This is a genomic window from Paenibacillus sp. AK002 (assembly GCF_053903045.1).
The window spans coordinates 4060570-4086930 of the sequence record NZ_CP096377.1; the positions used below are offsets into that span (position 1 = coordinate 4060570).

The 26361-nt window shown below is 53.4% G+C and carries 23 protein-coding genes; 4 read left to right on the forward strand and 19 right to left on the reverse strand.

Annotated elements, in window-relative coordinates; genetic code table 11:
• Positions 1-235: 235 nt before the first annotated feature.
• Entirely contained in the window at positions 236-583 is a 348-nt protein-coding gene (locus tag M1D70_RS17825; protein WP_009593341.1) for a hypothetical protein, read from the forward strand.
• 76 nt (positions 584-659) lie between these two features.
• Here M1D70_RS17825 and M1D70_RS17830 read toward each other — a convergent pair whose 3' ends face one another.
• A complete protein-coding gene (locus M1D70_RS17830) occupies positions 660-1319 on the reverse strand; it encodes a response regulator (RefSeq protein WP_009593355.1) in 660 nt (219 codons plus the stop codon).
• The gene (locus M1D70_RS17835) at positions 1316-2143 is read right to left on the reverse strand and encodes a sensor histidine kinase (protein WP_009593346.1); all 828 of its coding nucleotides are present in this window, start codon (positions 2141-2143) and stop codon (positions 1316-1318) included. The genes M1D70_RS17830 and M1D70_RS17835 overlap by 4 nt, the downstream gene beginning before the upstream one ends.
• Before the next feature lie 244 nt (positions 2144-2387).
• Here M1D70_RS17835 and M1D70_RS17840 point away from each other — a divergent pair, with 244 nt between their 5' ends.
• Positions 2388-3233, forward strand: coding sequence for a chemotaxis protein (locus tag M1D70_RS17840; protein WP_456287531.1), 846 nt, complete (start codon positions 2388-2390; stop codon positions 3231-3233).
• A gap of 144 nt (positions 3234-3377) precedes the next feature.
• On the opposite strand, the gene M1D70_RS17845 is transcribed toward M1D70_RS17840, so the two are convergent.
• The 6 genes from M1D70_RS17845 to M1D70_RS17870 all read right to left on the reverse strand — a co-directional run bounded on the left by M1D70_RS17845 (position 3378) and on the right by M1D70_RS17870 (position 11128).
• Positions 3378-3851 (reverse strand): GNAT family N-acetyltransferase, encoded by a 474-nt coding sequence (locus tag M1D70_RS17845; RefSeq protein ID WP_009593343.1) that lies wholly within the window; start codon positions 3849-3851, stop codon positions 3378-3380.
• Between the two features lie 76 nt (positions 3852-3927).
• A complete protein-coding gene (locus M1D70_RS17850) occupies positions 3928-5784 on the reverse strand; it encodes an ABC transporter ATP-binding protein (RefSeq protein ID WP_456287532.1) in 1857 nt (618 codons plus the stop codon).
• Entirely contained in the window at positions 5781-7568 is a 1788-nt protein-coding gene (locus tag M1D70_RS17855) for an ABC transporter ATP-binding protein (protein WP_456287533.1), read from the reverse strand. The genes M1D70_RS17850 and M1D70_RS17855 overlap by 4 nt, the downstream gene beginning before the upstream one ends.
• 230 nt (positions 7569-7798) lie before the next feature.
• A complete protein-coding gene (locus M1D70_RS17860; protein ID WP_009593357.1) occupies positions 7799-8047 on the reverse strand; it encodes a hypothetical protein in 249 nt (82 codons plus the stop codon).
• Positions 8048-8262: 215 nt separating this feature from the next.
• Positions 8263-8745: a tetratricopeptide repeat protein gene (locus tag M1D70_RS17865; protein WP_009593340.1), complete on the reverse strand. Its 483-nt coding sequence runs from the start codon at positions 8743-8745 to the stop codon at positions 8263-8265.
• Positions 8746-8890: 145 nt separating this feature from the next.
• The gene (locus M1D70_RS17870; protein ID WP_009593356.1) at positions 8891-11128 is read right to left on the reverse strand and encodes an MMPL family transporter; all 2238 of its coding nucleotides are present in this window, start codon (positions 11126-11128) and stop codon (positions 8891-8893) included.
• Between the two features lie 170 nt (positions 11129-11298).
• Here M1D70_RS17870 and M1D70_RS17875 point away from each other — a divergent pair, with 170 nt between their 5' ends.
• On the forward strand, positions 11299-11937 hold the full coding sequence (locus M1D70_RS17875) for a TetR/AcrR family transcriptional regulator (RefSeq protein ID WP_009593352.1): 639 nt from the start codon (positions 11299-11301) through the stop codon (positions 11935-11937).
• A gap of 108 nt (positions 11938-12045) precedes the next feature.
• Here the strand turns inward: M1D70_RS17875 and M1D70_RS17880 are convergent, their stop codons facing one another.
• From M1D70_RS17880 to M1D70_RS17895, 4 genes are all read right to left on the reverse strand, one after another.
• Positions 12046-12687: a nitroreductase family protein gene (locus M1D70_RS17880; RefSeq protein ID WP_009593349.1), complete on the reverse strand. Its 642-nt coding sequence runs from the start codon at positions 12685-12687 to the stop codon at positions 12046-12048.
• Positions 12688-12809: 122 nt separating this feature from the next.
• Positions 12810-13259 carry an RrF2 family transcriptional regulator gene (locus tag M1D70_RS17885; protein ID WP_009593339.1) on the reverse strand — a complete coding sequence of 150 codons (450 nt, stop codon included), beginning with the start codon at positions 13257-13259 and terminating at the stop codon, positions 12810-12812.
• 128 nt (positions 13260-13387) lie between these two features.
• Positions 13388-15391 carry a Na+/H+ antiporter gene (locus tag M1D70_RS17890; protein ID WP_456287534.1) on the reverse strand — a complete coding sequence of 668 codons (2004 nt, stop codon included), beginning with the start codon at positions 15389-15391 and terminating at the stop codon, positions 13388-13390.
• 189 nt (positions 15392-15580) lie between these two features.
• Entirely contained in the window at positions 15581-16339 is a 759-nt protein-coding gene (locus M1D70_RS17895) for an SDR family oxidoreductase (protein ID WP_433940256.1), read from the reverse strand.
• Positions 16340-16564: 225 nt separating this feature from the next.
• On the opposite strand from M1D70_RS17895, the gene M1D70_RS17900 reads away from it, so the two are divergent.
• Positions 16565-17173, forward strand: coding sequence for a TetR/AcrR family transcriptional regulator (locus M1D70_RS17900; protein WP_456287535.1), 609 nt, complete (start codon positions 16565-16567; stop codon positions 17171-17173).
• A gap of 315 nt (positions 17174-17488) precedes the next feature.
• Here the strand turns inward: M1D70_RS17900 and M1D70_RS17905 are convergent, their stop codons facing one another.
• From M1D70_RS17905 to iolD, 7 genes are all read right to left on the reverse strand, one after another.
• Positions 17489-18499: a LacI family DNA-binding transcriptional regulator gene (locus M1D70_RS17905; RefSeq protein WP_456287536.1), complete on the reverse strand. Its 1011-nt coding sequence runs from the start codon at positions 18497-18499 to the stop codon at positions 17489-17491.
• Between the two features lie 150 nt (positions 18500-18649).
• Positions 18650-19450, reverse strand: coding sequence for a 5-deoxy-glucuronate isomerase (gene iolB, locus M1D70_RS17910; RefSeq protein ID WP_456287537.1), 801 nt, complete (start codon positions 19448-19450; stop codon positions 18650-18652).
• 49 nt (positions 19451-19499) lie between these two features.
• Positions 19500-20531 (reverse strand): inositol 2-dehydrogenase, encoded by a 1032-nt coding sequence (gene iolG, locus M1D70_RS17915; protein WP_456287538.1) that lies wholly within the window; start codon positions 20529-20531, stop codon positions 19500-19502.
• A gap of 24 nt (positions 20532-20555) precedes the next feature.
• On the reverse strand, positions 20556-22001 hold the full coding sequence (locus M1D70_RS17920; RefSeq protein WP_009590942.1) for a CoA-acylating methylmalonate-semialdehyde dehydrogenase: 1446 nt from the start codon (positions 21999-22001) through the stop codon (positions 20556-20558).
• A 52-nt stretch (positions 22002-22053) separates the two neighbouring features.
• Entirely contained in the window at positions 22054-23067 is a 1014-nt protein-coding gene (gene iolC, locus M1D70_RS17925) for a 5-dehydro-2-deoxygluconokinase (protein ID WP_456287539.1), read from the reverse strand.
• 254 nt (positions 23068-23321) lie between these two features.
• Complete coding sequence (gene iolE / locus M1D70_RS17930; RefSeq protein ID WP_456287540.1) at positions 23322-24236, reverse strand: myo-inosose-2 dehydratase; 915 nt, start codon at positions 24234-24236, stop codon at positions 23322-23324.
• A 231-nt stretch (positions 24237-24467) separates the two neighbouring features.
• A complete protein-coding gene (iolD, locus tag M1D70_RS17935) occupies positions 24468-26333 on the reverse strand; it encodes a 3D-(3,5/4)-trihydroxycyclohexane-1,2-dione acylhydrolase (decyclizing) (protein WP_456287541.1) in 1866 nt (621 codons plus the stop codon).
• Positions 26334-26361: the final 28 nt, after the last annotated feature.

The window sequence follows — 26361 nt, forward strand, 5'->3', positions numbered from 1 at the left end:
GTGGATGAAGATTCACCTGCAAGAAATGAACATCCCGCATTAATACTGAAAAGGATGGCTCCCAGCGAAAGGGAGTCATCCTTTTTTTTGCCGCACACCTATAAGAAGCATCCTGCTGATCTTGAGCAATCAGAAAAGTGTTGATAAAATCCTTGCAAATTGTCCATGGATAAGAAAGTTGTTGCAGGGAAACATTAATGGCGTACTACAAAGACCATCGTTACAGGAGGGTTTTATGTTTTATATCTACAGTGTCGGTTTGCTCTTCGGCGGACTGTCGATCATCAATCTGGTCTTCTCGTACCAAACCAAGCATATTCAGCATCTGTTCTGGCCTACCCTGCAGTTTCAGTTATGGATGCTTCCGCTCTTTGTCATTGCCAATATGTGCATCGGGTACGGGATCCGCTTTGGTTACAAAGCCACCGATCAGCTGGGGTACACGTTGATCTTCTCCAAATGTCTGGAGATCCTGATATCGTTGGGTGTGGCTTACTTGTTCCTGAAGGAGGTACCCACCTGGAAAAACTGGGCGGGGATCGCCATTATTGCGCTCGGGATATTTCTGGTGAAGCAGAAATGAGCGCCTCTGGCGCACGGATGCCTGTTTTGCCTAAATTCATTCTTCGTTAACATCCTTCGGACGATCGGTACCATGGTTATCGCTGTCTCTTCCCCATCCAGCCTTGTTCGAAGGCATAGCGGGTCAGCTGTACCCGATTTTCCAAATGCAGCTTTTGCAAAATGTTCTTCAAATGGTTCTTGACCGTATTCTCGGAAATGCAAAGGTCGCTCGAAATATCGCGGTTAGACAATCCCTCGGCGACGAGTCCCAGAATTTCCTTTTCCCGCGCCGTTAAGGGACTTTTGCTCGGGTCCGGCTTGTCGTATTGCGAAAATTCCTTCAGGATTCGGAACGCGAGTTCCCTGCTCACCGGTGCTTCGTCCACCGCAATGGCTTTCAGGTACTCGTGCCACGATTCGGGATTCAAGTTCTTTAACAAATACCCCTGGGCCCCGCGCTTCAGGGCATCAAACAAATGGGCGATGTCGTCGGACACCGTGACCATAACGATTTTAACGTAAGGGAATTTGTCCTTCACCCGCTTGGTCGCTTCCAAGCCGCCCATGCCGGGCATCTGAATATCCATCAGGATGATATCGGGCATCCATATTTCGGTCAGTTCCAGCGCATCCTCACCGCTTTGCCCTTCGGCCACGACCTCAAAGGTCGGATCGCTGCTCAAAATGGTGCGAATTCCTTCTCTTGCCAGATCGCTGTCATCGATGATTAACACGCGAAAAGGTTGATTGTTCATGCCATGCTCTCCTTCCGAATGTTGATAATCGTCTGGTTGTGCTGCCTTTCCATCTTGAACTTCCAGCCCATGGCCTCGGCCCGATCCTTCATGATTTTGATTCCATACCGGTTGCTGCCGAGCGGCTTGTCCAGATCAAAGCCTTTTCCATCGTCGGTGACAGTGCAATGCCAGCCCGAATCCGTTGTATTTGCCGTAATCTTGACGTGTTTTGCCTCCGCGTGCTTATGGATATTCAATAAGGATTCCCTGATCGAAGCCAGCAGCTCCACTTTTTCTTTGGCTGACAGCATGGCGTCCGGAATTCCCCACTTGATGTCGAAATGCAGGTCTGTCTCCTGCTTGATTTCCTCGATCAGGCTGCTCATGCTGTGCATCCACGGAATAGCTTGCGGATCTGCCGGGTAGCGGAGATTCGCAATAGCCTCTCTTACGTAGGTGTTGGTACGATGAACGCTTTCCTTGATTTCCTGATACGGAATGTCTCCCGTACGACCTGACTTCTCGATTCGGTCGATCTGGGCGTTCAGCAGGAACAAGGATTGGGCGATTCCGTCATGGAGCTCCCGGCCGATCTTCTCCCGTTCATGCATGGCTGCTTGCAATGCCCTCGATCGGTTCAACTCCTCTTGATTCCGTTCAATCAACGAAAATAACTGGGTAAGAAACAGTATGGAAACCAAAAACACGATGACAGGCGCCAGCAGATTGCCAAGATCCATCGATATATAAGGCAGCAGGAACTCATGGCGAACATATTCCCATATGCCAATCGTCAAGGTTGGAATGATGAGTATCAACCATTTCATTTGTTTATAAGACATACCCTGCCTCCTATTTCAATATAAAAGTAATGAAGTGAACCCGCCTTTCTTCCTACCATGTTACCATTGGTTATCCCTACATTGTAACCAAAATCGTTCATGAGCGGAATGACTCAATAGAGCTACGAATAATCGCCGGATTCTCTCGTGCTGTAATAACCTATTTACAATTCAAGTGCTAATCGCTTATAAAGAGTAAAAGATATCCATTCATTCCATTTCCGATGAAGGGGGCTGCAGTTGGATGACGCAAAAAATTGCAGTGATCATTGTACACGGATTGGGAACACAAAAGAAAAGTTATGCGGATAAATTCATGAAAAACTTGAGGGACACCTTCTCCCGGACCTCCGGCATCCCGCATGAGCAGTTGGCCATGGAGGCCGTGCATTGGGCCGATGTTTTTGCGGCACGCGAGGATGAATTAATCGGCAGCAGCATTAAACCTTACCGTTTACGTTATCAGCACCTCCGGCAGTACGTAATCAACCATCTGGCGGATGCCGTGGCTTATCAGCCCGTGGAATCCGAAGATCAGAACTACGAGGCCATTCATCGTACGATCAGCGAGGCGCTGCACCGCCTTGCCCTGTCAGCCGGCCCCCATGCTCCGTTATGCGTGATCTCCCATAGCTTGGGGTCCGTGATCGCCAGCAATTTTTTCTACGATCTGCAATTTTCCTCCCGCGGGCATCGTCTGGTCGTTAATCCCGAAGCACCGCTGGAGCGCGGAGAGCTTCTGACCTTGTTCTATACGCTGGGAACCACCTTGCCGCTGTGGAGCATCCGTTATCGTGACTTTGACAAGCCGATCGAGGTTCCTTCAGCACAGTTGCAGCTCTATTATCAACATCTACTGGGTGAATGGGTCAATTTCTATGATAAAGACGATATCCTTGCTTCCCCCCTCAAAAGCATTAACGAAGAGTATGACCGCACGGTACGCCAAGACATATCCGTTAACGTGGGAAACTGGTTGACAAGCTGGAATCCGTTGTCGCACAGCGGATATTTCTACAGCAAACCGATTCTCGAATATATCGCTTCGCAATTGGAAGCAACCTGGCGAAGCATGAATCAGGTTAAATAAGCAATGCCGCAAAGACATAGGATCTTTGCGGCATTGCTCCTTTATGATGATCCGATTCTAGAATGAACATAAGCACCGATTCCAACGTTGATCGAAGATTGCAGCATGTTTTTCACTTTTTCAGCAAAAAAAGCTGCTGCTATATCAGATGGTTAGATTCATCACCCATTGCTCTCCGATCGGCCCCATCCTTCTTCTGCCTGTATCTTTGAAACCAACACTAGCATACAGCTGCTGAGCCGGAACATTCTTATGATTCACGACCAGCACCACCTCATTGCATGAAGGAAATTCTCTCCTAATAAATGCTGGCAGCGCAAGCATTCCTCGTTTGGCGTAACCTTTACGCTGCTGTCGACGATCAATGGATAAAGCGGTCAGCAGCATCGCATGAGAATGATTTGTATACTCTTTGACGCGCTCCGTAGCGTGCAGGACAAAGAAACCGACAGGATGACCATCAGCTAAAATGACGATGGGGAACTGACCTTCGCCTAGGTTTAAAACTTCTTTCGGATGAGAGGTGAATTGGACTTGGTCATCCGGAAGCTCGAATTCTTTCAAGACGGGCTGATGTTCTGCCGTGCGGACAACAAGCTGAATTTCTGCGTTTGGCATGGGTCCTCACTCCTCTGTCTAAGGTGACGTTGATTTATTCAAGTCTTCTTCGCGTTGAAAATTGGTTCCCGCCCAATTATCCAGTTTCTCCGCCGTACCATAGCTGTCGGAAGCTTTCGCTGGAAGCCAGCAGCTGCTCCGCCGTGCCCTCGGCCTCAATCTCACCGCCGTTCAACACGATGATATGGTCAGCATGGTTAAGTGCGGCTTTCCGATGCGATACCACAAGACAAGTCGCACCTCCGCGCTCGCTGAACAGCCTCTCCCATAACTTGCGCTCCGTCTCAACGTCTAATGCGCTGGATAAATCGTCGAATACGTAGAGTTCCGCATCCCGAACCAACATTCTTGCCGCGGCTGTCCGCTGTGCTTGACCGCCGGACAGCTTGACTCCGCGCGGACCCACCATCGTCTCCAGCCCATTTTGCAGATGCTTGATATCTTCTTCCATTACGGCCGCATGAAGCGCGCGTTCCAGACTGCCCGGCTGCTCGGATATACCCAACAGAATATTGTTGCGCAGTTTGTCGCTGTACAGCCTTGGGATCTGTGCAGTATAAGCACTTTGCGGCGGGATGAAGAAATCAGCCGGCTCCGTTACCCTTTCGCCGTTCCATCGGATTTCACCTTTTTCGGCTGGCAGCAAGCCCAGCAATGTGCGAACCAGCGTCGTTTTTCCGCTGCCTATCATCCCCGTAACGACGGTAAAGGTGCCGCGCGAGAGCGTCAGACTGATATTCGAAATGCCCCTTCCGGTTTCGGGATACTGGTACGACAACCCTTGCGCTTCCAGCAGCGAGAGCGGAGGTGCCTCGATATATGCCGTTTCCATCCCGTCTTCGACCGGAGCGCCGGCAGCGCGATTGGAAGCCCCATGCGCTTGCCCATTTCCTGCGGCATGATAACCCGATTTCTCTTCATGGGCTCGCTTGCTCTTAACCTTGCCGATACCAATGTAATGGGCTGCGGTAAGCAGCGAAGCCGGTGCTCCTTGCAGCATGGATTTGATGCGCTGAAAGCTGACGCCCATCTGCTTGTAATACGTCATGAAATTGCCTACGTTCGATATGAGCTGGGTAACAAATGTTAAATAATATACAAAGAGGGACAAATCCCCGACGGTAAAATCGCCGTTTCGCATCTTAAGGCTTGCGAGCACGAGGATCAGCCCGGTACCGAGATTAACGGAGTTCGTGAATACGGAGGACAACGTTTCCGTCAGAAGTTTATCCTTCACCATGGATTGGCGCCGTTTCTCGCTCAGACTTACGAACCGCTCCACCACGCGTTTCTCCGCCCCTGCGACCTGGATGGCCTGCACGTTGGCAAACATTTCGCTAATCGCCCCGGTTACCTTGGCGGTCGATTCCCGGCTTGCCGCCCTGTACTTCTGGATGCGCGCGGTTGCGATTTGGGCTGCGGTCACCACCAGAATCAAAGGTACGAACACGAGAATCGTTAGCTGCAGATCGATGGATATGAGAATCCAGCTGGCGACAAAAACGAAACCGACAAGCCCTAATGTATCTACTGACCAGCTCGTCGCTTCTTCAGCCTGATCCACGTCATCCCGGAAATTGCTGATGGCTTCTCCGGGCGAGCACGGGATGGCTCGCGCTCCGGGCTCCTTCATGACATGCGACAGCATATTGCGGCGGAGCAAGGTGCTGATGCGGAAGCGGAAATGCACGTCGGTCATGAAGCCGCCGAAGATCAGCGCAATCCGTGCCAAGGCAGCGCCGATAAGCAGCACCGCAATCGCCCACACGCCGTAAGGAAAAGAATAAGTGCCTTCCAAATGGTCAAAGAAGGCCTTGGTTAAGAGTCCGGGAACCAGCGGTGCCATATGGATAAGGGACCACGCGAACAGGTTGATGAGATACAACCCCGGCCGGTACATAATCAACCGCCAGAAAAAATGCCTAGTTTTCATGCCAGCACCTCCTCCATTCCAACGGCAAGCATGCGGCTGAACCGCGATTGCGGATCTGAGGCCAGCTCTTCCCTGCGGCCGCTTTCGAGCATTCTTCCGTTCTCCAGTATAAGAATCCGGTCGGCGCGCTGAACCGTAGCCAGACGATGGGCAATAATAATGCAGGTCTTCTCCTGCAGCAGACGCGAAATGGCTGCTTCAATCCGGTATTCCGTTAACGGATCTAGACGAGACGATGCCTCATCAAGAATGACAAGACCGGGATCTGTCAAAAATACGCGTGCAAACGCCAGCAGCTGGGCCTCGCCCGCTGACAGGCTTCCGCCCCCAGAAGCCAGATTGGTATCCAGCCCTTCGGGAAGCGAGCCATACCAATCCCCTAGTCCAAGCTCTTCTAACACGGATATAATGCGGGCATCGGCTATGCCTTCATCAAACAAGGTCAGATTATCACGGACGGTTCCCTCAAGAATCTCAATATTCTGCGTGACCATGGCGACCTTCCGCCTTAGTTCATGGAGCTTGCAGCCCCGAATATCGGTTCCCGCCAGCTCGATGCTTCCCTCCTGTGGATCATAAAAGCGAAGCAGCAGGCGGGCGATCGTCGTTTTGCCGCTGCCCGTACGGCCGAGCAGCCCAAGAGTCTGGCCCGGCTCAAGGCGCAGCTGCAGATTTTCAAGCGTAGCCTGCCCGCCCTCTTCGTAAGCGAAGTTAAGGTTCCGGAATTCCACCGACAATGGACCTGAAGGAAGCGGCGCGCCAGGGCCGTCTTTGATCCGGGGCTCGGTTGCCAGCAGGTCGCGGACCCGCATCAAGCTGGCATCCGCTTTTTGCAAATCCTCCAATTGGGTACGAATCTTCTCAATAGGCTTGGCCAGCAGCTCCGTATAATAAAACACGAGATAGATGGAGCCGATCGTCAAGCCGCCCTGTCCGTTCTTCCACAGTATGGCGCACACGATAAAAGCGGCTGCATTGCCAAGCGCAAACACCAAAATCGTGGTGCTCCACATCAAGAAAAATCCGATGAACGCACGAACGCGAACCGGCAGCATCCGCCTGGCCATCTCATAAAATCGGTTCATGACATATCCGGCCGCCCCGTTGGCACGCGTATCTTCGGTTCCTTCAAGGTGCTCGCCGATGAATCCGTAGAAATCCGCATTCAGCTCGCGCCACCGCTTCCAGACCGGTATCGCAAATCGACGGATATGTTGAATGACGTAAATGCTGCCGACCACAAACACCGTCATGACAAATCCGATCCAAAAGTTCTCCCGATACAGCAAAGCCAGAATCCCGAGCATGAGGATCAGATTGCCGAACAGATGGATAATGAAACTGGAGAAAAAATTGGCGAGCGCATTCACATCGCCATCCACCCGTTCAATTAGAGATCCGGAGGTTTGGGTTTTGTGAAAGCTCATGTCCAGCGACAGGCAGTGCTCCGCCAACTCGGCACGAAGCTTGTTGGTGGTCGTCCAGCCCAGGTTCTCGCTATAATAAGCAGCCGCTATGGAAACGCCTTGTTGAAGCAATGAAAAGAGAATAAAAAATCCTGCCGCATAATAAAGGGTGGTCAGGCTTCCCTCTCCTTGAGCCGTATCGATGAAATACCGGATGATCTGCGGATTTATCAATTGGAGCCCAATGGAAAATAACAGCAGCACCGTCAGGGCTGCCAGAAGCTTCTTATGCGGGAGTACATACCTGACGAGCATCTTCCGATACATGCCAATCCCCGTGGTCCTTCGCTTGCTTCTTAACGTGTAATCGCTTTGCATTTCGTTTATAATCCCTCCGCTTCGGTTAACCCTATTGATAATAATAAGCTCCTTGGTAAGATATGACAAGAACGTGGGTTCCCGTTATTTAAAAAAATTACAAGGAATAGTTACGGGACGAGCCAGCACCTAGAAATACCTAAGTCCTAACGCCTGGATCACGCCAAGAAGACCAGCCCCTCGGCATGGGAGCTGGTCTTCTAACAGGTTACGTATAGGAATCAAATTTCTTATGTCTCTGCAACTATTTTCAAGAATTGATTGATCATTTCAGGGGTTATTTCCTGATTCTCAGGCATGGTTGTTACGGCTGCGTTCTTGTTGACAGATTGAATGGCTACGTTGGATCTGACTCCATTCGAAGCGATACCGGTTTGGGCTTGACCATCATGAACGTTATCATGGTTGGCTAACATCATCATCAGAAAAGCACTTCCCAATCCGATCGACCACATACTCATTTTGTTTTTCTTGTTCATCTGCGTTGCTCCTTTCATCACTTGTAGTGACATACTTAGTATAAGGTCCGAACCTTAGTGAGAGATGAAAGCAAGCTAAAATCCAGTTAAGCAAGTGATGATAAGATCAATTTCATGATAGTCCGTTCTTTTTCCTGGATGCATAACATTGTTTTTTCAGGAGACTCGAACGAAACGTTCGTCTTACAAGAATAATAAAGTTATGCCGACAACGTTTATTTCCAAACCTGATCAAGCTTATCAGAATAAAAAGCAATGGCTCTCTGGTAGCTCCTGGTTCCCTCGTCATTACTGGTTTCGCTTATTTCTCTTAACAGCAGTTCCATCGCATTGTCATACTGTCGCATATTGTACAAGGTCATCGCGTAGAACACCTTGAACTCCCGCGCCCGGGGGTATTCCCGCAGTCCCTGCTCAAATATCTCCTTGGATTTGCCGTACATCCCCAATGTGCGGTATGTGCTTCCAAGTCCAAGCAAGGCGCCGCACCGTTCGGGATCCTTCAGTCCTGAGGATATGGCTTTCTCGTAATATGGAACCGCTTCGCTCTCAAGACCCATCATATCATGCACCCAGGCCAGCTGATAATGGATGTCCGGGTCATCCGGGGATTGGGGCAGCAGCTCAAGGAGAATTGCTTTCGCTTCCTCCGGTTTGCCTTCGGCGCGAAGTTCAATGGCTTGTTGTATCGTTGTCATGGGACACATCCCTCTGGAGTTTTATCCGCGTTTCCTACCTTATCTTATCAGACGCCATCCGCACTGGTCAAAATGCAACACCCACCTCATCTTATACATAACCTAAAGATGAGGCGGGTGTCACAAGCTGCTTACTTATTAATGTTTATGCTTTGTTCTCAACGTTCAAGGCGGGCTTTTCCTCAGTCGCCATATGAACTTTGCCCGGCCAGAACGCCCACTTGCCCAACAGCGTTGTGATTGCGGGTACCAGGAAAGGTCTCACGATGAACGTATCCAGCATAACCCCGATGGCCGTGATGATCCCAAACTGTACCAACACTTGAATCGGAAGCGTGGCCAGTACGGCAAAGGTTCCTGCCAGGATCAAACCGGCTGAGGTGATCACCGAGCTGGTCTCTCCGACGCCTTCTTTGATCGCTTGCTTCAGCGGCATTTGCTTCCGCTTTTGCCATATGCTCGAGATCATGAAGATGTTGTAGTCCTCGCCTAACGCAACCAGGAACACAAATGAATACAACGGAATCGCTCCCTGGATGGCTTCGGCTCCCAGGCCGTAATGAATGATGATCCAGCCAAGCCCGAGGGCCGAGAAGTAGGACAAAATGACGGTTGCAATCAGATAAACGGTAGCTACAACGGATCTCAAATACACCAATAAGAGCAGCGTAATCAATCCGATAACGACGGGGATGATCAATTTGGCATCATGCTCGCCCGCGATCTCGGTGTCGTACTGGGTAGCCGTTTGACCGGAGATCCACACGGCTTCGGCCGGATTGCCGACACCTGCCTGCTCCAGTGAAGACTCCGCGATCTCCCGAAGATCCGGAATATGCTGCATCGCTTCCATGGAGTAAGGATTCATGGACAGCTCGAGTTCATAACCGATGATATCGTTATTTTCGGCCCCATTCTGCGGCTCGGATACGCGATCCACGTAATCCAGAGCTTTCAGCCGCTCCTCGAGGTCCAAAGCTTGCCCCCCGCTGTCCACCATCACGCGAACCGGCGCAAGCTCTCCTTCCGAGAACTGCTCGCCGATGACGGCGAAGCCTTCACGCGAAGGCACATTCTCAGGGAAAGAGGATAAGAGATCATAAGTGAACTTGATTTGGGACGAGAACGTCGCAAGTCCACCCAATAATACCAATGCTGCCAGGACGACGGTCCAAGGCTTCGTTGTCACCAAGCGGCCGATCCGGCTCTCCTTCTCCTTGTGAGGGGCAGGAGCCGGCTTTCCTTTTTTCCGGGCGCGTTCCGCTTGCATCTCCGGCGTTCTCGGAATGAAAGGATAGAACGAACCTCTGCCGAAAATAGCCAACAATGCGGGCACCAGTGTCAGACTAGCTATAAACATGATCAGGATCGACAAACTGAAAGGCACGGCAAAACGTTGATATGCCCCGTACTGAGCCAGCAGCAGCGCGAATAGAGACAATACAACCGTGAAGCCGCTCATCGCAATAGCGCCTGATGAGCTGGTAATCGCCTGAAACAAAGCCTTGCGTTTATCGGGCTCGTGCCATAACAGCTGGCGGAATCGCGAGATCAGGAACAAGCAATAATCCGTACCCGCTCCAAAGAGCAGCACGGTCATAATGGCGATGGACTGGGAATCCACCGTGATCCAGCCTTGATCCGCCATGAAGCCGAGAATCGGGCTTGTTACCATATACGCAAAGCCGACCGCAACCAAAGGAATGAGGGCAAGAATCGGCGAACGGTATATTAGCAGCAGCAATATCAGAACAAGAAGCACGGTTGCAATCATGAGCGATACGTCGGCATCCTCGAACAAACCGGTCGCATCAATAGAAATTCCCACCGGTCCCGTCACGCGTGCGCTGATTCCATCTCCGCTCTGGACGGCAGCCTGAAACGGATTGCTGCCCAGCAATTGTTCCGACCGCTTCTCCAGCTCGGCCGTTCCTTCCTTAAGCTGGTCCGTCTCCTGATTTTCTTCAAAAAATACAGGCATCACCAGCGTGCTCTGATCCTCAGATAACTGGGCGCTTAAGGCTTGCGGAGGCAGCTGATGGAAAGGAACTACGAACGTCTGATACGGGAGCGGATCGGACTCAAGGCTTGCCGTCAATTCCTGCAGCTTGGTCAGATCCTCTTCGTTTAAGCCGTTTTCTTTATGCCATACGACGAGTGCCGGCACGCCGCCATTGCTCGGAAATTCCTTGTCGGCCATCGCTTCCGCTACGACGGACGGAACATCCTCCTTCAGATTGGCGGCATTGTTATCCTCTTTATCTCCCACAGCCGGCCATAGCAAATTCAACGCCAGCGCGATGAGTATCCATACACAGAGCGTGACCCATTTGCTTCGCTTTCCCGCTACCCATTTTCCGTAATTCGGTCCTGATCCGTGCATATGCAGATCCTCTCCATTCCTACGTAGTCTTTATACTCCATCATGATTCTTCCTTCGTAAACCTTGATATTTCAACATTGCAAATTAATTATATATACCGGTAGGTTAATTTTCAATATTTATTTTGAAAATGCGCCCCTCATGTCTTACACTATACACAGGAGGTCATCATGACAAAAATACGTAACCCCCGAAATCCCGGACGTCCCAAAGCAGCTGCCGATCAGATTCCCATCCAGGAAACGATTCTCTGGACCGCCTCCAAGTTGTTCATGGAGAATGGCTACGAGTCCGTATCGTTGCAGCAGATCGCGAAGGCTTGCCAAGTGACCAAGGCTTCCATCTATTATCATTTCACAAGTAAACCCGAGCTGTTTAAAATAGCGGTAACCACGATTCTAGATAAAGCTTATGCTTCTACACATCGCTTTTTGCAGGAAGCCGATACCCTAGAGTCAGGATTGATCCGGGTAGCCGAAGCGAAGATTGCCAAGCCTCATGCCGAAATGGAGACCATGATGCGGGAAGCGGAGCCTTTCTTGTCTAAGGAGCAAATGGCCGCTATCCGTGAGGCGGAACAGCGGATTCATGAAGTCCTTGCCGAACAGATTCATCAAGCCATGCAATCCGGCGAGCTTCGGGAAGGGAACGCCTTGCTGATGGCACAGGCTTTCTCGGCCATGCTGATGCTGGGCAATCGTGAAGACACTCGAAGCGGTTATGCCAGCTCCCGTGATATGGCAGTGGACATCGTTGATTTATTCCTGCATGGAGCTGTAAGACCTGCCAATGAAAATATCGATGTGTAATTCCAAGCTCAGTATGACCGGGCAAATTTCTTGGCGAGAAGAGTTTCAACGATTACAACCAAAAAGAACGGAGGTCCGTTGATGACCTCCGTTCTTTTTGGTGCCTGTTTAGATTTCATTCCAGAAAGCAACGTCTTCCAGCGGCAATCTTACCGTCGGCCGGCCTGGGGCGGCTGCTTTCCCGATGGCGATCAGCATCACGCTCCGGTAATGGGAAGGAATATGGAACTCCTCCACAAACCGAACCTTGTTATATCCGCCCATCGGAACGGTATCGTATCCTCTGGCGCGAGCGCTCAGCATCAGCTGCATGGAGATCAGTCCGGCATCCACGTCCACGATGCTTTCCTTTATGGACGGATCCAGGTTCGCATACATATTTTCGGCCGTATGAATGAAGCGCTGCTTCACCTCTTCGGTCATATAACCGGCTTCTTCAGACATGGAATAAATCTTCTCGCCCTTCTCATACCATTTCAGATCGCCCAATACGGCAATGACGGCCGAGGCTTGAAGAACATGCTCCTGATTGTTGGCAATCGGATGCAGCTTCTTCAAGAGGTCCGCATCATCGATCACAAGAAAACGCCATGGCTGCAGGTTGCTTGAAGAAGGCGCCAGTGTAGCATCCTTCAAGATCGCTTCCATCTCTTCTCTTGGAATCTTCACCGATGGGTCGTATTGACGAACCGAGTGGCGTTCCTGAATCACCGTTTGAAAATCGGGTTTTGTTGTCATTGTTGTAGACATGGTTATCCCTCCAAATTTATATTGTGCAATATTTTGCACAGTTTATATCGCGGCTTAACTGTGTTGTTTAATGCACAGTATAAAGCACACCTAATTTCTTTGTCAACCCAATTTAGAAGGGTTCATTGAGCGATGTCCGCAATCGTGCGCGACTCCAGTATTTTCAAGGTGCTCTCCTCAATCTCGGACAAGATTCCGGCAAAGGACTCCTTGATTTCCTCGGCAAAACAATGCCCCGCTGCGGCGTCCAGCATGCTTTCGCTAATCGAGCTGTGAACCTGAAGTATCGAGTATACTTCAGCCAGCGAAATATCGCGGGCGTTCTTCCTCAGACGGTATCCCCCGTCCCTTCCTTCGCGCGATTCAATCAGATCGGCTTGAGCAAGTGTTTTCAGCACGCGCCGAATCAACGTCGACTCCGAGTGGAGATACGATGCGATATCGCCGCTAGAACACTTCCCGGAGTGACGCTCAAGGGTCACAAGCGCTTGCACGGCAATACTGAAGGTTTTATAGGTGGACGGGCAGGCCATTGTCGATTTTTTGGAGGCCGCTTCTTTATTTACGCTCATGATTCCTACCCCCTTTTATGAATAAAAAGCCTTGAATGGGTACTCACCGGCAGTAGCAGATGTTCCATCCAGCTTTTCATTATTGTAACGTAAACCTGACACTCCTTCAAGAACATAAGGGCCGCTGCTTAATGGCCCTCGTCCTCGACCAGCGCTTGCGACTCAAACAAATTCGCCTCCCGGTAATTCACGTCCATTCTAAGCTGGCTTGCCTGCGTCCGGTCGATATCGCCTTGCTCGAACATGCTCTGAATCTCGTTACGCTCGGATTGAATCGCTTTAAGCTCCAGTTCCATGCGTTCACTGCTCAGCTTCTGTTTTCTTCGGCTCCAAACGCGATCGTTCTGGAGAAAATGCTCCATTGCACGATAATCCGCGATCACCGCTTGCAAGATTTCCTTCTTCTCCGCCGGCTTCACCGCTTGAATCTCGCCGATCGCCGCGCGAATGGCCTCGAGCTTCAACGCCTTATACTGATTCCAATCCGGATGATCCGGAGACATCGGCACTTCTTTGGGCTCGTTGTTTGTCAGCAATCGCTTCAAATTCTGCCATAATGTTCTCATCAACAGCTTGATTTTGTATCGGCTGGCAAGCAGCATCTCGACTCTGTCAAGCGAGGATAGGAACAGCTCGGCTGCTCGCGTTGAGGCTTTATGTTCCTTAAGCCATGCTTCGGCAACGCTTCGCTCCGCCGCCAGGCCGATTTTTCTAACTGCGATCGTGGCTTCCCAGAACTGCTTCATGTCGCTCTTATCCGTGATATGAGATTGCTGAAGCCGCTTGGTATACGCATAGATGAGCTGGACCGCCTCTTCCTTGTTCTCGTCGGTCATTTCTTCCCGTACGGTGCGAAGACCCGCCTGCAGCATTTGAATCCGTGCTTCTTTTCCATGATCGATCATCGTCGCCGAATCGGCATGTTTCTCCCGGGTTAACAGCGGGAGCAGGACACTCGCGATCACCAGAGTTAAGAGAATGACGCCCGCACAGATAAACAGCATCAAGCTTCGCTCCGGAAAAGGACGGTTGTCCGCCAGAGTCAGCGGAATGGAGAAGGCCGCTGCCAGCGTCAATGCTCCCCTAACGCCCGAGAGGGCCGTCAGCAGGGAAGATTTGAACTGACGGTTCGTTGATACCCATACCCATGCGAATCGCAGCAATATCAGCACAGCCGTTATCAGTAATATGTAACCGACGACTTGTCCGTTATTATAGGCAGGGTCGCTCCATATTTGATTCACGACGCCCGGGATTTCATGCCCCAGCAGAATGAACACTAATCCGTTTAGCGTAAAGAGAATGACGGACCAGGTGCTGTCCGATACCACTCTGAGCTTGATGGACGCCGAGCGCATGCGATCCCTCTCTACTGCGTGGGTGACGCCCGCGGCAACGACGGCCAGAATCCCGGATACATGAAACTCCTCGGCTATGAGGTAAATGATGAACGGCGTCAGGATGATGATCAGCATATGAAGAGTGACGTCCTCCATACCGAGCCGGCGCAGCAGCATTCTGAACCAGATCACAAGAAAACCCAGCAATGCACCGATGACGATTCCTCCGACCGCGATAACCAAAAAACTGCCGATGGCCTTCGTCAGGGAGAAATAACCCGTCACTGTTGCTGCAATCGCAAAGTTGAATGCAACCAAACCGGATGCATCATTCATAAGCGCTTCGCCTTCAAGCAAATGCATGATTTTACCCGGCAGCTTCACTTTTCCCGACAAGGAGCCTACCGCTACCGCGTCCGTAGGCGACAGTATCGCTGCCAGGGCGAAGGCCGCCGATAACGGGATTGCCGGAATGAGCCAGTGAATGAAAGGCCCCGCGATCAAGACCGTAGCAAATACGAGACCCAGCGCCAGCAGCAGGATGTATGATCTCAGCTTCCATAATTCGTCGCGCGGGGTCAGCTTTCCATCATTGAACAAGAGCGGTGCGATGAACAAAACCATGAACAATTCGGGATTCAGCGGCACATGATGAAAACCTTGGACATAGGCCACCCCGATTCCGAGGGCGATCTGGATCAGCGGGACCGGAATGAACGGCAGAAATCGATGGATCATATTGGATATCGCGATCAAAACCAGAAAAATAAGGACCATTAAAAAAATTTCCACCTGCATTCGCTCCTTTCCGAGAGGATTCATTCTATGTAACATTCACTGCCTTTCAATAGACGGGTTTAGGTTGTGTAGAATACCGATGGTTTATTAATGACGCGGTAAAGTTTCAGCCTTTTGCCCGGATCATAAAAAGGCCCCCTAAAGAGTGTCCTTTAGGAAGCCTATTAAGCCTGCCGTTTCGTATTAATAAGCAGTCCAGCCGGCATCGGCTGTAACGACGGTGCCGTTGACAAAGCTGGCTTCATCCGAAGCGAGGAACAACACGACCTTCGCGACCTCTTCCGGTTCGCCCGCGCGTGGGTTCAGGTTCATGCCGGCCATGGCTCGTTCCATGCCGAACGAATTCGGCGCGTTAATGGTGGTGCCGATATTGGTACTGACGCCGCCCGGAGCAACGGCATTACAGCGGATGCCCTGCGTCGCATACTGGAAGCCGACATTTTTGGTCAAGCCGACCACGGCATGTTTGGCCGCCGTATACGAAGCGCCTGCTCTGGACCCCATCAGTCCACCGGCAGAAGCTATGTTCACAATGACTCCGCTTTTCTTCTCCAAGAAGATCGGCAATGCTTTACGAATGGTTCTCATCGGCCCCGTTGCGTTGATGGCAAATACGCGCTCCCACAGCTCATCCGTCACGTCCGCTGCCGGTACGAAATTGTCCATGATGCCGGCATTGTTGATCAAGATATCAAGCGTTCCGTATTCTTTAACGGTGGCGTCAACCAGCTGCTGCACTTCTTCTTCCTTGGCAACATTCGCGGCCACAGCCAAGGCCGTGCCGCCATTCGCTTCGATTCCGTCCACGACGGCTTGCGCCGCCTCAAGCCGAAGGTCGGACACCACCACTTTTGCGCCTTCGGCAGCAAACAATTCTGCCGTCGCTTTTCCCATTCCGGAAGCAGCCCCGGTTACAATCGCAACTTTACCAGATAATCTCATGCTTCATACCCCCATTATTCGTCATTGATCATATTTCAGAATCAGGCACGATATATCAACAGCTGTTCAATACCAGACATATGTCAAATCTAGTATAATCAAAGTATGATATACGTCACAATCATTAAAAAACGCAAAAGTGTGCGTTAACGGACAAAATGTGTGGATCTGTTTATATTTGAAATAATTAAATTCGTTATATTTTCACCGAAAGGACCCTTGCCTATGCAAACGAACAAAAAAAGAACCGACCGGCGCATCGTCCGCAGCAAAGAGGCTTTAAAGCAATCGCTGCTGTCGCTGCTCTCGCAAAAAAGCTTCTCCAGCATTTCCATCACGGAAATCGTCGAATCGGCCAATTACAATCGAGGTACCTTCTATACCCACTATGACAACAAAGAGGCTCTTCTGGATGATATCCTGACCCCCCTCATGGAGGAGCTGATCGCTTCATTTAGAGCTCCATACGGTGATGTCGACGTTTTTCATATCGATGAGCTGCCCGCGAACGCGGTCAAAATATTCGATCATATCCATCAAAATGCCGGCGTTTATACGTCCCTGTTCAAAAGCGATGTGCTGCCGCTGGTCCGGGATAAAATGTTCACCGCCTTAAAGCAAATCGCCTTAGAGGATTTGGATTATCCGAGCGAGGAGCTCAACCATGAACTTCTCATCATTTATAATATGAACGCCCTAATCGGCCTGGTATTCCACTGGATCGAGAACAATTTCCATTATTCCGTCCCTTATATGAGGGATCAGCTGATTCTTATGATCAACTGGAGGCCGAGAAGCGTTAGGACGCAGATCAAGCGGACGGACCATGCCTGACATCGGAGAGCGGATATGTTAGCCATCGGCCGCCCATTGCTGGAACATGAAATTTTCGGTAAAAAATGCTGAACTTAGTATAATGACTGCGAACTCAAGCAACATAGTCGTTAACTTGCGCAATTCAATAGAAAAGCCAAAGGCCGTCTTCAAAAGGAGGTTTGGAACTCCCCTCGGAGACGGCCTATTCTTGAATGCCGATCCATTTTGCACCAGAACCAATTTGCCGATCCTCCTCAATAAACCGTGATCAAACGCCCCCATTGCTGTAGCAAACGGACGGGAGGCTATGAGTACCGGCAGGATCGAAACATTTTATGCCGACGGCAGGGCCGTCGATTGGCGGACGATCAGCTCCGGAGGGAGCACGATTCGCCGGGCAGGATCTCCCTTGCCGGACAGCCCCCTTACCACAAGATCAACCGCCATGCGTCCCATTTGCTCGATCGGCTGGGCAATAACGGTCAGCGGCGGATCGGTTACGCTGGCCAGAATCGTATCGTCAAAGCTGACGACCGAACAATCCTCCGGTACGCGCAGACCGAGCTCGCGGGCCGCCCGAAGGGCACCGATCGCCAGCAGGTCGTTGCAGCAGAACAGTGCCGTGGGTCGTACCGCTAGCTCCAGCATGGCTTTGGCTCGTCGGTAACCATCCTCGATCTTATGGTCACAGGCCGCAATACAGTCGGGGGACAGCTCCAAACCGTACGAGGCGGCGGCTTCAACAAACCCCCTTACCCGCTCGCTGCTGCTTGTCACCCGCTCATTCTCAGCAAGCACTGCGAGTCTGCGATGACCTAAATGTAACAGATGCTCGGCAGCCAGCCGTCCTCCCTCCAGGTCATGAACCCGGACGCTGCTGGCATCAAGCGCAGGATTGTCCCGGGCAATAAGCGCTATCTCGAGCGAATGCTCTTGAAGCGGCTTAAGCAGCTCGCCATGGGATATACCCGTCCCGATAATCACGCCATCCACCTGCTTCTGCCTCAACAGATTAACGTAGCGCTTTACTTTCTCTTCTTGGTTGTCCGTGCTGCAGATGATCACGCTGTAACCGAGCTGATGTCCTTGATCCTCGACGGAGCGAGCAATCTCCGCAAAAAACGGGTTGGAGATATCGGGAACGAGCAATCCAAGAGTGAAGGTTCTTTTGCCGGCGAGGGCGGAAGCAATCGCGTTCGGCCGATAGTTCAGGCGCTTCATGATATCCAGAATTTCCTCACGCCGTTCGCGGCTGATCTTGCCCTTGCCGTTGATGACATGAGAAACGGTGGCAATGGAGACGCCGGCTTCGCGCGCAACGTCATAAATAGTCGCTCTTATCATCCCTTGTGCTCCATTTGTTTAATTTTGGAATTTCAATTTATTATGCGCCTTCCTCTCTTTTAGCGCAAGGCCGATTTATCGTTAATGCCGCCTGCAGACATTCAACTAAGGTTCGTGATCCAAGAACCCTTGCTTGGATCTTACCCGACTTTATCTCATCAGCCAGTCATGATCCGGGTCGTTGCGAAATTTCCATATTCGCTTCGGACCTGCCATGACGTTCAGGTAATACACGTCATAACCCGGAGGGGCGGAGACCGGATGGTAGCCTTCGGGCACCATCACGGCCTCGCCGTCTTTGACCGCCATCGTTTCGTCCAGCGACCGGTCATCCGTGTAGACCCGCTGCACGGCAAACCCCTGCTCCGGCTCAATCCGGAAATAGTAGGTTTCCTCCAGCAGCGACTCCTCCGGCAGCTCGTCGCGGTCATGCTTGTGAGGCGGGTAACTGGACCAGTTGCCTCCATCCGTAAACACCTCGACTACCAGCAAACTGTCGGCCGGATTTTGCTCCGGCAAAATATTGTGCACCAGACGCGACATGCTTCCGCTGCCCCGGTTCTCGACGCCCACATCCTGCGGCTCAATCAGACGTGCCCGATGATTCCCTTGGCCCGGGGCAAGGCACACCGCCAGCTCCATTTCAGTAAGAGCCTTGACCTCATACTGCTGTTGCGAAGGCACATAAACGGTATAGGGGGGCGTCTTCTCAAACACGCTCATGCGTTTGCCAATGTTGTCCCAGCTATCTCCCCCGGCCTTTACGTCGGCCCGCCCCGACAGTAGGACAAGGGCCGCCTCCTGATCTCCCGTGGCCCGGCTCAGCGTCTGGCCTTCACTCAAACGGAAAACCTGGAAGCCTACATACTCCCATCCTGCCGTCTGCGGCGTAATCGACAGCACGCATCCGTCCCGGTCCGGTGTTGTTGAGGGCACTATTAAGTTCGGCATGGTCTTTCTCCTCCTTTGTCGTGGATCAGATCAGCAAATCATGAAGGTATTAACCCACTGAAGTACCGGCGGTCAGCTCGGCCAGCTTCACCGAACAGCCCTGTTCCAGCGAGCGTTTAGCCGCCAGCGCGATCAGCTCAGCCTGCAGGCCGTCGTGACCAGTAACGGGCACTGGCGTGCCGTTCTGAAGGCTTTCGATAAACTGCTTCGCCTCGTTCATGTACGCTTCCGTGTACCGTTCCAGGAAGAAATACAACGGCTTGTCACGGGTAACGCCTTCCGGACCGCTGACCACGGCGGTACTTGGATAATCGTTGTCGGCAGTGACGCTGCCGCCCGAGCCGAATACCTCCACCCGCTGATCATACCCGTAGACGGCTTTCCGGCTGTTGTCGATGACGCCGAGCGCGCCGTTTTCAAACCGAAGCGTCGTGACGGCAGTGTCAATGTCGCCCTGCTCGCCGATGGCGGGGTCCACCAGCACTGCGCCCTGGGCGAACACCTCGACCACCTCGCTGCCCGACAGGTAACGGGCGATGTCAAAATCATGAATCGCCATATCCATAAACAGGCCGCCGGAACCTTTAATATAATCCGGATGCGGGGGGTTCGGATCGCGCGAGGTGATCTTGATCAGATGCGGTTCCCCGATTCTTCCCTCGGATACAATGTCCCGAACGCGTCTGAAGTTGTGGTCGAACCGGCGGTTGAAGCCGATCTGCAGGCTAACGCCTGCCGCTTTCACGGCCGCCAGCGCTTCGCGGGTCTGGTCCACACTCAGACTGACCGGCTTCTCGCAGAAAATATGCTTACCGTTTGCGGCTGCCTGTTTAATGAGCGGGACATGCGTATCCGTTGAAGAGCAGATCAACACGGCATCGATATCCGGGCGTTCCAAGATCTCGATGCTGTTGTTTGTGACGACGGGGATGGCGCGCGACGCCGCCCAGGCCCGCAGCTCGTCGCCGGCAAACAGGTCGCCGATGGCCGAAATCTTCGCCCCGGGCAAGCGCAGCAGGTTATCCGCATGGATTTTGCCGATTCGTCCGGCACCGATGATTCCGATGTGAATGGTTTTCATATAAACGTCTCCTCTGCTTCTGGGCTACCAGCGCGCCGTCACCATTTTTTTGCGGGTATAGAATTCCACGCCATCCGTGCCGTTGGCATGCAGGTCTCCATAGAAGGAGTTTTTCCAGCCGGAGAACGGAAAGAAAGCCATCGGCGCTGGAACGCCGAGGTTCACGCCCAGCATGCCGGCATCGATATGTTCGCGGAACTGGCGCACATCGCTGCCATTCTGCGTGAACAGACAGGCCCCGTTGGCGAAATCGGAGCGGTTCGATATGTCAATGGCCTCCTCCAGCGTCTCTGCCCGCATGATGGACAACACCGGGGCGAAAATTTCGTCCTTCCAAATCTTCATCTCGCTTGTCACTTCATCAAAAATCGTCGGTCCGACAAAATATCCGGTTCCGTTCACCGCCTCGTCCTCGCGACCGTCACGAATCAGCTTCGCTCCTTCCTGCTCGCCCGCTTCAATATAAAAGAGCGTACGCTCCTTGTGAGCTTGCCGGATTACCGGCCCCAGGAAGACGCCTTCGTCCGCTCCGTTGCCGATGGAGATTTCATCGGCCGCCTGCTTCAGCTTCCCGATCAGCGGCTCCGCTACGTCCCCCACGGCCACCACCACGGAGCAGGCCATGCAGCGCTCACCGGCAGAGCCGAAGGCAGCGCTGACGATTTGGGTCACGGCGGCGTCCAAATCGGCTGTCGGCATCACGATGCTGTGGTTTTTTGCTCCGGCTAAGGCCTGCACGCGCTTGCCATGGGCAGAGGCGGTTTTGTACACATGCTCCGCCACCGGTTGGGAGCCGACGAAGGACACGGCGGCGATGCCGGGATGCTCCAGCAAAGCGTTGACTACATCATGGGCGCCGTGAACGAGGTTCAGGACGCCGTCCGGCAGGCCGGCTTCCGCGAACAGCTCTGTCAGGCGCTGGGCCAGGAGCGGCGTACGTTCCGAAGGCTTCAGCACGAATGCGTTGCCGCAAGCGATGGCGAGCGGAAACATCCAGCATGGCACCATCATCGGAAAATTGAACGGCGTGATGCCGGCCACAACGCCGATCGGATACCGGTACATGCCGGATTCCAAATGGGTGGCGATGTCCGGAAGCTGCTTGCCCATCATCAGCGTCGGCGCGCCGGCAGCAAACTCGACGCATTCGATGCCGCGCTGGACTTCGCCGTAGGCTTCGGCATAGCTTTTGCCGTTCTCCGCCGTAATCAGGCGAGCCAGCTCCTCCCAGTGCTCCACGAGCAGCTGCTGATACTTGAACAGAATCCGCGCGCGTCGCGGCACGGCGGTCTTGGCCCAGTCGCGTCCGGCTTTGGCGGCGGCCTGCACCGCTTGGTCCACATCCTCCTTGGTGGAAAGCGGAACGTAAGCAAGGATTTCTTCCGTCGCCGGGTTATAGACCGGATCGCTGCGTTCCGATCGGGATGGCACGAATTCTCCGCCGATATAATTGTTCAGGATTTGCGTCATGCGTGTTGGCCCCTTTCGATTGAATCAATCAGAATAAATAATGAATGCTGCTTCAAGAATTGGCGGTAATTTCGCCTCGCTTGCAGCGCTCGATATAATCGAGAACCGCTGCGCTTGTCGGCATCGCATCAGAGCAGCTGTGGCTGGAGATGACGATGCTCGCTGCCGCACTGCCGAACTCCATGCAGCGCTCGATGGCCCAGCCCTGCATCAGGCCGTAGAGGAAGCCGGCGGCATACGAATCCCCCGCTCCGAACGTCTTGATGACCTTCGCCGGAAAGCTTTGGGCCGTATGGCTGGCACCGCCGGGGGTATAAGCGATGGACCCCTCCTTCCCGTGCTTGATAATGACGATTTTGGCCCTGTAATCAAACCACTTGGCAGCCGTGATGCGGTCGCTTCGTTCCGGGTTGCCGCCGAACTGCTCCATCATATCGAACTCCTCGCGCGTGCCGAGGACAATGTCGCATTTTTCCGCCGCTAAATTGTAATAGGTTGCCGTCTCCTGCGGGGATTTCCATGTGTATGGACGGTAATCGAGGTCAAACGCGATCACGGCCCCGTGGCGCTTGGCATAGTCCAGAGCCAGAAACACGGCTTCCCGGGAGGGGCTGGCCGCGAGCGCGGTCCCGGAGATGAGTACCATTTTGGCGGATGCGATTAGCTCCTCGCTCACTTCCCCCGTCTCCAGCAGCAAGTCCGCTGCGTTGTCCCGATACATCAGAATGCTGCAGTCGGTCGGGCTCCTGATCTCGGTAAAAGCCAGACCCGTTACGGCACCCGTGTGGTCGGTGGACACGCCGTTCGTCGCAATCCCGTTATCCTCCAAATATTTGGTAATAAAACGCCCCATCTGATCGTCCGCCACCTTGCCGATGAAGCCTGTATTCAGGCCCAGGCGGGCCATCCCGATACAGATATTGGCGGGGGATCCGCCCACATATTTGGTAAACGTGCTCGTCTCTTCCATCGGCCGGTTAATCTCATTGGCGTTCAGGTCGATGCACAGTCTGCCTACGGCCACGAAATCCATCGTTTTTTCGTTATTGAACGTGATTTCACTCATGGATAAACCTCCTCGTTCGGATCGGCCCTGTCCGAGCAACCATATGACTCTGACTCCATGGCTCCGCTCTTCTATGGACCGTTATCACTTACAGCTCGTAAGACTTTCAGTTATCATTAACTTCCCACTGGTAAACACTCTCGGCTCTATCCGCTCTTGAGTGAGTTACGGATACCTGATGAGTATGTTATGATTCCACCCTCAAATGAGAGTCGCGTCGCCTTGAGCCAAGCTCGACCCTCGAGCCGTGGACTTCAGCTCTGCATTTTCGTCAGTCCGTCCAGGCGGTCCAGGTATTCAATCGCCCGTTGGGCGTACTCCTTGGCCGGATGCAGCGCCGGATCCTGCTCACCCTCCAGCATCGCCCAGCCGTCATAGCCGCGTTCAACGAGCTCTCCGATTATCGGCGCGAAATCGATGCATCCATCGCCGGGAACCGTAAACACGCCCCTGCGAATGCAGCTTACGAAATCGCAGTTGTCCAGTCTCGCCTGTTCCAGCACATCAAGCCGGATATCTTTCAGATGGATATATGCGATCCGGTCATAATGCTTGCGGAGCAGCTCCAGCGGGTCGCTCCCCCCGTAATAGGCATGACCGGTATCGTACAGGAGAGAAACCAGCGAAGCGTCGGTCATGGCCATCAGCCGGTCGATCTCGTAAGGCTGCTCCACAACCGTACCGCCATGAAGATGATAAGCCAGCCTCATGCCGTAACTCGCCGCAATTTCTCCTGCCTGGTTCAGCCCTTCCGCGAGGCTTTTCCATCCGGCCTCATCCAACCGCAGCACGATGCTCTCATTCGGCGTCCGGCGGGGATCGAAATGCAGCGAGCCGCCTACCTCCGCCGTGCTGATGACCTTGCTGCCGAACCCGGCCAGAAACTCCGCATGCCGGCGGTAGTCCTCCAGCTCCTGCTTCCGGTAATCGGGATCGGAGAACAGCACCGACTTCCACTGGGAAACCAGCTGGATCCCGCGGGCATCCAACTCCCGCTTCAGAACCGCAGGATCCTTCGGGAATTTACGGCCCATCTCCGTGCCTGTCAGGCCCAAGGCCGCAATATCATCCACAATCGTCTCAAACGCCGTGCCGTCGCCATGCTCTTTTACATCCTCGCCGACCCAGTTGATGGGATGGATCCCAAGCTTAAACAGCCTGTTGCTCATATTCAGCACTCCTTTGCTTTGTATGGTGGGGGCCTGCTTCCTTGCTCAATTGCCCTTAGCAGGCGCTTCCTTGCCTTGAACACCTTCATAGCCATCCGTCGTTCAGGCTACCTTGACAGCCTTTCTTGTCCGTTCCGCGCTTGCTTTCTCCGGCGCGTGATATTTCGCGTTGGATGACGGTCGTCAACCACATCTCTAGGCTATAAGTTAAAGGCCTTCCAGTGCAGCCGCTTAGTAGGGCCTAGCTTCCTTGCTTCGAGCCGCCATCTGGCGCTGCGCATCGGTTACCTTGCTTGAGGCCGACACCTCCGGCACCTCTACGCGCCACCAGGACTCATAACCGTCGGTGTTCGTTCCCGGAACGACCGGAATTTCGATCAGCGTTGTCACCGTTTCCTTCCGTGCGTGAAGCAGCGCTTCACGCAGCTCCGCCGGCGTACGGCCCTTGTAGGCTTTGGCGCCAAGCGCGCGTGCGTGGGCGGCAAAATCAATCGGAAGATAATCGCCGGTGAGTCGTCCCGTGCCTTCCTCGCGGCGGCGGAATTCGTTGCCGAAGCCGTCGCTGCCGTTGCTCCGCTGCAAATTGTGAATGCATTGGAAGCCGTGGTTGTCGAACAGCAGTATCGTTATCTTGCGGCCTTCCTGCAAGCTGGTGACCAACTCCGAGTGCATCATCAGATAACTGCCGTCGCCCACCAGTGCATAAACCTCGCGGTCCGGTTCCGCCAGGGCCACGCCCAAAGCGCCGCTCACCTCATACCCCATGCAGGAGAAACCATATTCCATGTGGTACGTCTTCGGTTCGGCCGGTCTCCATAACCGGTGCAGATCTCCTGGAAGACTGCCTGCCGCACAGACGATGACCGATGACGGGGAGATGACCTCGTTAATGACGCCGAGCGCCCTCGTCTGCGACAAGCCGTCGGGATGCTCCTCAGCGTACAGACGGTCTACCTCGCTGTCCCACTCGGCTTTCAGCCCGGCAAGCTCGCCTTTTTCGTACCCGGCTTGATAGCCTTTTTGAGACAGGACCCCCTTCAGTGCCTGCAGCCCTTCCTTCGCATCGGCGATCAGCGCTTCGCCGCCGAGCTTGGCTCCGTCCGCGCTGTTGACGTTCAGGTTCAGGAACGATACGTCCTCCCGTTGAAACGCCCATTTGGAGGACGTCGTAAAGTCCGAATAGCGGGTGCCGATGCCGATAATCAGATCGGCCTTTGCCGCTGCGCGGTTCGCCGCCAGCGAGCCGGTTACGCCCATCGCCCCCAGGTTTAGGGGGTGATCCCAGGGAAGCGCGCTTTTACCGGCCTGCGTTTCTGCGACCGGGATGCCGAAGGCTTCCGCAAAGGCTTCCAAATCCCCGGCAGCCTCGCTGTAGTGCACGCCGCCTCCTGCGATGATGAGCGGCCGCTTGCTTGCTGCAAACCGTGCCGCCGCCCGCATCAGTCCTTGTGCCGCAGGCGGTCGGCGGTCGATAGCGTGCACGGTTTTCTCGAACAGCGAATCGGGGTAATCGTAAGCCTCGGCCTGCACGTCCTGCGGCAGCGCGAGGGTGACCGCTCCCGTCTCCGCCGGATCCGTCAAAACGCGGATCGCCTGCCGGGCCGCCGCGATCAGCTGCTCCGGCCGGGAGATCCGGTCCCAGTACCGGCTCACCGGCTTGAATGCATCGGCGGCCGACACGGTGTAGTCCGACGAGGCTTCGATCTGCTGAAGCACCGGATCAGGCTGGCGGCAGGCGAAATTGTCCCCAGGCAGCAGCAGTACCGGAATACGGTTCACGGTTGCGGTAGCCGCTGCGGTGACCATATTCAGCGCGCCGGGTCCGATGGAGGAAGTGCAGGCCCAGATTTGCCGACGGTTCTTTTGCTTGGCGTACGCCGTCGCGGCGTGCACCATGCCCTGTTCGTTTTTGCCCTGCATATATACCAGATCCCCTGCGCTTCGTTCCAAGGCCTCGCCAAGGCCGGTCACGTTGCCGTGGCCGAAGATTCCCATCACCCCGCGCACGAACTTCGTCTCCACCCCATCGACGGAAACATACTGTGCGTCCAAAAACCTCAGCAGTGCCTGTGCCATCGTTAATCGAGTCGTTGTCAACCGGTTCATCTCCTTTTCATCGTCAATA